Genomic DNA, 8,302 nt, shown 5'->3' with positions numbered 1-8,302 from the left:
GCCGGGGCTTCTTTTTGCCCGCAACCCGCCGTTTACGGTATAGCGCTGCTTGACCGAGATTCGAAAGTTGAAAAAATTTCTGGTTAAACGCTTTGTCGAATGCAGTGCGGGAAATGCCCGCTTTTACTGCCCTTTCCTGAAGTTCCGGTATAGCACTGCTTTACCGAGAACTCCAAAGTTGACAAAAAGTCAATAGTGCACGTCGATTTTTTTGTTGACAGCGACCCGGCGAATGATCAGCATAAATTGACACCGGCAGCCCCAGGACGTGCAGCGAGGTGCAAAAACTGAAGTTAAAAAGGTATTTGTATGCACACGCAAAAGATGGGCGATTACGTCGCTGCGAACCAGGCCGCTGTACTGTTGGGTATCTCTGCTGAGACGCTGCGCTACTGGCGATTTAGCGGCAAGCATTTGGATGCTCTTACGCCTTATGTTTACGTTAATCGTCGGATCTACTACAAGCGTACTGATGTTGAGCGTTTCGTTGACGCAAATATGACTGCAGTCACTGTATAACCGAGTAAGGTGCACATTCCAAATGAAGAACGAAAGGGATGACCTTGCAATGAAGCTTGGCTTTTTGACTGAGGAACAAGTGGCAACGCTAGCTCAGGTGAGCAGTTCAACTGTTCAAGATTGGCGTAAGCGTGGGAACGGCCCCACATACTCTCGTTTCGGTGCTGGATATTTCTACGATCTCAACGACATCAAAGAGCATTTGATGTCGCTGAAAAAAGAGAGAAGCCGCGAGGCCATTATTAGGGCTATTTAAACAGTCCCTGCGGCCTTCTCGACTTGACTGCCAATCAAGTCATTGAAGGCCTTTTGCACATCCCTAGCTTTGATATGCGTGTACCGCCGAAGCATCGCCCAATCTTTGTGCCCAGAAATAAGAGCCACCTGCTCAATTCTCAGGCCGACGGCGAATAGATTTCCGATTGCACCATGACGGAGGTCGTGAAAATGCAAATCATCAATCTTGCACTCCTTGCAAATTCTTGTGAAAGAAGAACTAACTGATTTCTCATAGTAGGGAAAAATTCGTCCTGTTTTCCGATCCCCTATATGCTCCTTCGCAATTTTCCAGGCCGCAGGCAGTAGCGGTACTATCTGATCATTACCGATTTTCGCTTTTGGGTGCTTTCGGTTTCTAACAACTACCGTTTTATCGACTTCGTCAATATCCTCTATGAGGAGCTTACAAATTTCCTCTTGTCGCATTGCTGATGCCAAAGCGAACGCAATCAAATCCGGCATTGGAATCTTCTGCCTCGGCTTTTTCGCATAAGCTTCAAAAATTCTCGAGAGTTCGTCCTGCGTTGCTTCTCTCTCACGTGTATTGCTGCGAGTATTCACGCCCCTCCGCGAAAGGCCGCTTCTCACCTGGTTTGCAATACTTGCATCAACATCGTAGTGTCGAACTTCGCGCGCCCAATGTAATACGGTCGATATGTATGACAGATCCACAGAGATAGTGACGCCGGAGACAGTTGTACCATCCTGTGTTTTTTGCTTGAGCCGTTTATCGACAAAGTCTCGGAGATGAATGATCGAGAACTCGGACATCAGAACGCCCTTGAACTCTGATTTTAGCCGCTTGAGCGTAGCCTTTTTGTTCTTGCCGTGCGGCTTGACCGGATCCGTTTCTTCAATGTACTTGTCAATGAAATCCGCGACGGTTGATCCTTTTGGCGTTGGTGCTGTGCCGACAGCTCTGATGCTCTCAAGCTTGCTTTCCATCTCCGCAGCCCAACGCTTTGCGTCTGCGTGCTTTTTGAAAGTCATGCCCTTTCGCACACCACCGCGCATAACCTGAGCGCGCCAGCTACCGCTTGGAAGCTTTACAATACTAGCCATCGCGTGTGCAATCCCTGTTCAATTCGCCGTACCCGAATCATACACTGCACACACCCATCATGCACACCGCGTGTGCACCAAAGCTACACACGAAGGCTTCAAATTGAATTCAGATCGCGAAAAAGACGTTATAAATCAAGGTCTTATGTGCAGACGATTTTCTGTCGCACCCATGATGGACTGGACAGACCGCCACTGCCGGTTCTTCCTGCGCCTGCTCTCCAAGCAAACCCTGCTCTACACCGAAATGGTCACCACCGGTGCCCTGCTGCACAACGACGCCCACCGTTTCCTGCGCCACGATGCCTCCGAGCACCCGCTCGCCCTGCAACTGGGCGGCAGCGTGCCCGCCGATCTGGCCGCCTGCGCACGCCTGGCCGAGGACGCGGGCTATGACGAGGTCAACCTCAATGTCGGCTGCCCGAGCGACCGGGTGCAGAACAACATGATCGGTGCCTGCCTGATGGCCCACCCGGCACTGGTGGCCGATTGCGTGAAGGCCATGCGGGATGCGGTGTCGACACCGGTGACGGTAAAGCACCGCATCGGCATTAATGGCCGCGACAGCTATGCCGAGCTGTGCGATTTCGTCGGGCAGGTACGTGAGGCAGGGTGCCGGAGTTTTACCGTGCATGCGCGTATCGCGATTCTCGAGGGGTTGTCGCCGAAGGAAAACCGCGAGGTGCCGCCCCTGCGCTATGAGGTAGCGGCGCAGCTGAAGGCGGACTTCCCGGACCTGGAGATCGTGCTCAATGGCGGGATCAAGACCCTGGACGAATGCCAGGCGCACCTTGAAACCTTCGATGGCGTGATGCTGGGGCGTGAGGCGTATCACAACCCTTACCTGCTGGCCGAGGTGGACCAGCGGCTGTTTGGCAGCGAAGCGGCGGTGGTCAGCCGTAGCGAAGTGCTGGCGCAATTGCGGCCTTATATTGTGGCGCACATGGAAAGTGGCGGCGCGATGCACCACGTTACCCGGCATATTCTGGGGCTGGCCCAAGGGTTCAAGGGGGCGCGGCGCTTCCGTCAGTTGCTGTCGGCAGACATTCACAAGGCGGCGCAGCCGCTGGCCGTGTTTGACCAGGCGGTGGAGTTGCTGCAAGGACGGTGATAGTGCACGCGACAGGGCCGTTGTAGGAGCGGCCTTGTGCCGCGACAGGGCTGCAAGGCAGCCCTAGCAATATAGGCATCTGCGCGGAAACCCTGGGGCTGCTTTGCAGCCCTGTCGCGACACAAGGCCGCTCCTACAGACGATCGTGCGAGCTTGAGAATTGCAGTATGTGGAACCTCAAGGCGGCCGGGCACTCGAATCTTCACCTTATGTACCGCCCTTCGTGGGCAAGCCCGCTTCTACAGGCCCTTGAGCGGCTGTCGGGGCTCGGGTAATGTCGAGTAAATGCACAGGACAGAGCACGCCCATGACTTCCAAGCTGGAACAACTGAAGCAGTTCACCACCGTGGTCGCCGACACCGGGGACCTGGATGCCATCACCCGCCTGAAGCCGGTCGATGCCACCACCAACCCGTCCCTGCTGCTCAAGGCCGCTGCCATCCCGGGCTACGCCGACCTGCTCAAGCAGGTGAAGGCCGACGCCAAGGGCAATGTCGACCTGGCCTGTGACAAGTTCGCGGTGGCCGTGGGCTCGGGCATTCTCAAGGTCATTCCGGGGCGTATCTCCACCGAGGTGGATGCCCGCCTGTCGTTCGATGAACCGGCGCTGCTGAACAAGGCCCGCCAGCTGATCGGGCTGTATGACGCAGCCGGGGTCTCCAAAGACCGCGTGCTGATCAAGCTGGCCTCAACCTGGGAAGGCATCCGTGCTGCCGAGCAGCTGGAAAAGGAAGGCATCCAGACCAACCTCACGCTGCTGTTCTCCTTCGCCCAGGCTCAGGCCTGCGCCGATGCCGGTGTGTTCCTGATTTCGCCGTTCGTAGGCCGTATCTACGACTGGTACAAAAAGAGCACCGGCACGGATTACGTGGGCGCCGAGGACCCTGGCGTGCAATCGGTGACGCGCATTTACAACTACTACAAGGCCAATGGCTACAACACCGTGGTGATGGGCGCCAGCTTCCGCAATATCGGCCAGATCGAACAGCTGGCCGGCTGCGACCGCCTGACCATCAGCCCTGAACTTTTGCAGCAGTTGAGCGATGACCAGGGTGAACTGCCGCGCGTGCTCAAGCCGGGCAATGCCGGCGAGGCCAAGCAGCAGCTGAATGAAAGCCAGTTCCGCTGGGCGATGAACGAAGATGCCATGGGCACCGAGAAGCTGGCCGAGGGTATTCGCCAGTTTGCGCGGGACCAGGAAAAGCTGGAGAAGTTGATGGCTGAAAAAGCCTGATACATATCCGGTTTGCCGGACGGGCGGGAAGTGTTCAGCATTTTCCGCCCGTTTTGTTTTGCCAAGCTTTAGTTGTGAATTGAATTCCAGGGCCTCTTCGCGGGTAAACCCGCTCCCACAAGTACAGCGCCAATTTCAGGCCTGTGGGTATGCGTGTGGGAGCGGGTTTACCCGCGAAGAGGCCCGATAAGCCACCCGAGCTGTCGATGACCTCCTCTACCCCCTTGCCTCTCGTACTTGCCGGCCCGGCACTGCGCCGCCTGGAACCCCAGCGCCTGGCCATCTGGCTGGTCGCAACCCAACCGCTGCAACCCGTATTCATCCTCCCGGCAAGCGAGGCCAAGGTGGATTGCCAGGTCGTCCCGGTCGGCCAGCACGCCTTTATTCATCTGCTGGATATCCACTTTGCCAATGCCCTGCCCCATAACCAGCAGCTCGACTACGACCTGCTCATCAATGGCCAGGGCATCGCCGGCTGGGCGCCGCACCTGCTCTACCCCGGCACCCAGCGCCCAAGCCTGGTGCTGCGCGACCGTCTTGACCACTTGCTGCACGGTTCCTGCCGCAAGCCGCATCACCCCGCTGCAGACGGCCTGCTGTGTGCCGACCGGCTGCTACAGGCCTGCGCAAAACCCGAGGACCGCCCCGCCGTGCTGCTGATGAGCGGTGACCAGGTATATGCCGACGATGTCGCCGGCCCGATGCTGCGTGCTATCCATAGCCTGATCGAGCGCCTGGGCCTGTTCGACGAGCAGTTGGAGGGCGCAGTGGTGGCCGACAGCCAGGCGCTCTACCAGCACCCGGCGAGCTACTACAACCGCGCCGACCTGCTGCCGGCGCAGGAAATGAACGATACCCTGCGCGAGCGTTTTTTCGGCGGCAAGCGCAAGCCGATCTTTTCGTCCAGCAACGCCGACAACCACCTGGTGAGCTTCGCCGAAGTCATGGCCATGTACCTGCTGGTGTGGTCGCCAGTGCCCTGGCAGCTGGTGAACATGGACATGCCCAGCGGGCTCACCGACGAGCGTCAGGTCCGTTACCGGCACGAACTGCCGCTGATCCAGGCGTTTGCCGAGAACCTTGGCCAGGTGGCGCGGGTGATGGCCCACCTGCCCTGCCTGATGATCTTCGACGACCACGACATCACCGACGACTGGAACCTCTCGGCACAGTGGGAAGAAACCGCCTACGGCCACCCCTTCTCGCGGCGGATCATTGGCAACGCACTGCTTGGCTACCTGCTGTGTCAGGCCTGGGGCAACGATCCGGACAGCTGCAAGCCACTGGTCAAGCAATGCCAGGCGTTGTGCAGCGAGGCCCGCGATGAACTGATCGGCGAACTGCTGCGCTTTCAGGGCTGGCAATTCAGCTTGCCGACAAACCCACCCTTGCTGGTGCTGGACACCCGCACCCGCCGCTGGCGCAGCGAAAGCAACCTGGCCAAGCCGTCCGGCCTGCTCGACTGGGAAGCGCTGAGCGAGTTGCAGCAGGCGCTGCTCGACCACCCGTCAGCGGTGATTGTCTCGCCTGCGCCGATTTTTGGCGTGAAGCTGATCGAGACCGTGCAGAAAGTGTTCAGCTGGCTGGGCTACCCGCTTTTGGTGGATGCCGAAAACTGGATGGCCCACCGGGGAGCGGCGCAGGTCATTCTCAACATCTTCCGCCACTCGCGCACGCCCGGGCACTACGTGGTGTTGTCCGGGGATGTGCACTACTCGTTCGTCTATGAAGTGCTGATCCGCCACCGCCAGCGCAGCCCGCATTTGTGGCAAGTGACCAGCAGCGGGATCAAGAATGAATTCCCCCGGCGCCTGCTGGATGTGCTCGACCGGCTCAACCGCTGGCTGTATGCGCCGCGCTCGCCCCTGAACTGGTTTACCAAACGCCGGGAGATGGAGGTGGTGCCGCGTACACCGAGCCACAGCAAGGCCGGGGAGCGCTTGTGGAACGGTGCGGGGCTGGGGCAGGTGTTCTTTGATGAGCAGGGGCGGCCGGCACGGGTGTATCAGCTGGATGCGGGTGGGGGTGAGGCTACCGAGTTTGTTGGCTGAGTCGAGTATTCAGCCTGTGCTGGCCTCTTCGCGGGTAAACCCGCTCCCACAGGGATCGTGGGCCTTTCAGACCTGTGCAGATTCCTGTGGCAGCGGGTTTACCCGCGAAAGGGCCGGCACAGGTTAACGATCAGGTCCGCTCCAGCGCGTTGACCAGGTCATGGAAGGCTTCGCGGTTGGAGTCGTTCAGGCCCATGAGAATCTTGTGCGCCTCCAATACCTTGGAGCGCACCACGTCTTCGTTCTGGTCCTGCGACGGCAGGTCGGTCAGGCACTCGGGGCACGGAATCGGGCGATCGACAATGTTGAACACCTGATCGAAGCCCATCGACTGCAACAACCGGGAAATGTCCGGGTTGGTGGTGACCACGGTCGGCAACAGGCCGACCTTTTGCCGCGACAGGATCGACAGCTTGGCCAGCAAGCCCAGGGTGGTGCTGTCGATACTCTCGGTTTCGGTCAGGTCGATGACAATCGCCGAGAAGTTCAACGCAGTGAAAATCTTCTCGATCGTCGCATCCAGCGCCGAACACAGGGTCAGGCGCACTTCACCGACGAATTTCAGTACGAAGGTACCGCTCTGCTCGGCGAACTGGATTCTACCGGTACTCATTGAAGGTTCCTGCTTAACACCAATAGGGCGATATCATCCGGCATCTCCCCAAGCGTAGCTAATCCGAATCGTTGACGCAGCCCATCCAGGCTGCCACCTGCTGCCCTGACGATCTCCGGCAAGGCGGCTTCTTTATCTTTGAGCGTGTCACCCGGCAAAAGGTCCAGAATGCCATCGGACATCAGGCTGAGGCTGAACTGAGGCGGCAGCTCCACGACCAGGTCCTGATAGGTGGCCTCGTCGAACAGCCCCACTGGCAGGCCACGGCCTTCCAGGTATCGGGTGTGCCCAGGGGTATGCAGCACGGGCAGCGGCAAGTGGCCGCCCACGGCGTAGGTCAACAGGCCAGACTCTTCGTCGATCACCCCACCAACCATGGTGACGTGCTTGCCCAGCTTGCTATTGATCAGGCCGCGGTTGATGTGACTGAGCACTTCGGACGGCTTGAACTCGCGCATCCTGCTGCGCTTTAGCTCAAACATGAGCCGCGTGGTCATGAATTTCAACAGCACGGTGACAAAGGCCGACGACGCGCCATGCCCGGAAACATCCGCGAGGTAGAAGGCAATGCGCCGCTCGTCCACACGGAAGTAATCGACAAAATCACCCGACAGGTACAGCGACGGGATGATCTGGTGCTCGAACGCGAACTCGCCAGCTACCCAGGGGCTTTCCGGCAGCATGTTCATCTGCACCTGACGACCGGCGGTCTGGTCCTCCTGCAGCAGGTGCAGGCTGGCCTCCAGCTCGCGGTTGGCCGCTTCGAGCTTGTCGCGGTAGCGCTGGTTTTCCAGCACCAGGCGTGACCGGTCGAGGGCACGGCGCACCGAATGCTCAAGTACGGCCAGGTCTTCCAGCGGCTTGATCAGGTAGTCGGCGGCGCCCAGGCGCAAGGCTTCCACCGCATCACTCATGACGCCGGCACCGGACACCACGATCACCGGCAACTGCGGCGCACGCTCGCTGACCTGACGGATCAGTTCGAGGCCGCCCATCTGCGGCATGCGCAAATCGCAGATCACAAGGTCGGGCTGGTGTTCTTCGAAGACCTGAAGCCCCTGCTGGCCATTACCGGCCTGGAGGACGCTGAAGCCACTGTCTTCAAGATAGGCGGCGAGGCTCGCACGGACCACGTCGTCGTCATCGATAATCAGCAGCGTTGCACTGGTTTTCTGCATGTGGGCGAACGGCGCCGATTTGGGTTGGTGCAGCGGTGTCGGCAAAGCAGACGGCCAGCTACGGGAATTCTTTGTGGTCACACTCTACTTGAGTTGTAGGACAAGAACACCTGCCCGGCAACTGTTCAAAGGTACCTTGTAAGGCGCAGACGGTACTCCCATCCGGCAGGCGTTTCAAGCATGCAAGGGTCGACCTCGCCGCTCTTTACAGGGCAAATCACCGGGAGTTATAAGAAAGTCGACCAGCGCACCCCG

General features: G+C 58.8%; 8 protein-coding genes. 5 read left to right on the top strand and 3 right to left on the bottom strand.

The genetic code is table 11. From position 1 onward, the window contains the following. Nucleotides 1-309: 309 nt before the first annotated feature. On the top strand, nucleotides 310-519 hold the full coding sequence (locus JOY50_RS25220; RefSeq protein ID WP_243056038.1) for a helix-turn-helix domain-containing protein: 210 nt from the start codon (nucleotides 310-312) through the stop codon (nucleotides 517-519). A gap of 22 nt (nucleotides 520-541) precedes the next feature. Further along, entirely contained in the window at nucleotides 542-775 is a 234-nt protein-coding gene (locus tag JOY50_RS25215) for an AlpA family transcriptional regulator (RefSeq protein ID WP_243056037.1), read from the top strand. Here JOY50_RS25215 and JOY50_RS25210 read toward each other — a convergent pair. Next, nucleotides 772-1,860, bottom strand: a complete 1,089-nt coding sequence (locus tag JOY50_RS25210; RefSeq protein ID WP_243056036.1) for a site-specific integrase — start codon at nucleotides 1,858-1,860, stop codon at nucleotides 772-774. The two genes, JOY50_RS25215 and JOY50_RS25210, sit on opposite strands and share 4 nt — an antisense overlap. Before the next feature lie 145 nt (nucleotides 1,861-2,005). Between JOY50_RS25210 and dusA the strand changes: the two genes are divergently transcribed. The 3 genes from dusA to JOY50_RS25195 all read left to right on the top strand — a co-directional run bounded on the left by dusA (nucleotide 2,006) and on the right by JOY50_RS25195 (nucleotide 6,256). Then, on the top strand, nucleotides 2,006-2,971 hold the full coding sequence (gene dusA, locus JOY50_RS25205; RefSeq protein WP_243056035.1) for a tRNA dihydrouridine(20/20a) synthase DusA: 966 nt from the start codon (nucleotides 2,006-2,008) through the stop codon (nucleotides 2,969-2,971). Nucleotides 2,972-3,278: 307 nt separating this feature from the next. Next, nucleotides 3,279-4,205: a transaldolase gene (gene tal / locus JOY50_RS25200; protein WP_028614038.1), complete on the top strand. Its 927-nt coding sequence runs from the start codon at nucleotides 3,279-3,281 to the stop codon at nucleotides 4,203-4,205. 206 nt (nucleotides 4,206-4,411) lie between these two features. Then, entirely contained in the window at nucleotides 4,412-6,256 is a 1,845-nt protein-coding gene (locus tag JOY50_RS25195) for an alkaline phosphatase D family protein (RefSeq protein WP_243056034.1), read from the top strand. Between the two features lie 130 nt (nucleotides 6,257-6,386). Here JOY50_RS25195 and rssC read toward each other — a convergent pair whose 3' ends face one another. Beyond that, entirely contained in the window at nucleotides 6,387-6,869 is a 483-nt protein-coding gene (rssC, locus tag JOY50_RS25190) for an anti-sigma factor antagonist RssC (protein ID WP_013971741.1), read from the bottom strand. Next, nucleotides 6,866-8,047 carry a two-component system response regulator RssB gene (rssB, locus tag JOY50_RS25185; RefSeq protein ID WP_132846183.1) on the bottom strand — a complete coding sequence of 394 codons (1,182 nt, stop codon included), beginning with the start codon at nucleotides 8,045-8,047 and terminating at the stop codon, nucleotides 6,866-6,868. The genes rssC and rssB overlap by 4 nt, the downstream gene beginning before the upstream one ends. Between the last annotated feature and the right edge of the window lie 255 nt (nucleotides 8,048-8,302).

Origin of the sequence: Pseudomonas sp. BP01 (assembly GCF_022760795.1) — a bacterium.
Lineage (GTDB): Bacteria > Pseudomonadota > Gammaproteobacteria > Pseudomonadales > Pseudomonadaceae > Aquipseudomonas > Aquipseudomonas putida_Q.
This window is presented reverse-complemented; position numbering and strand designations above follow the sequence as displayed.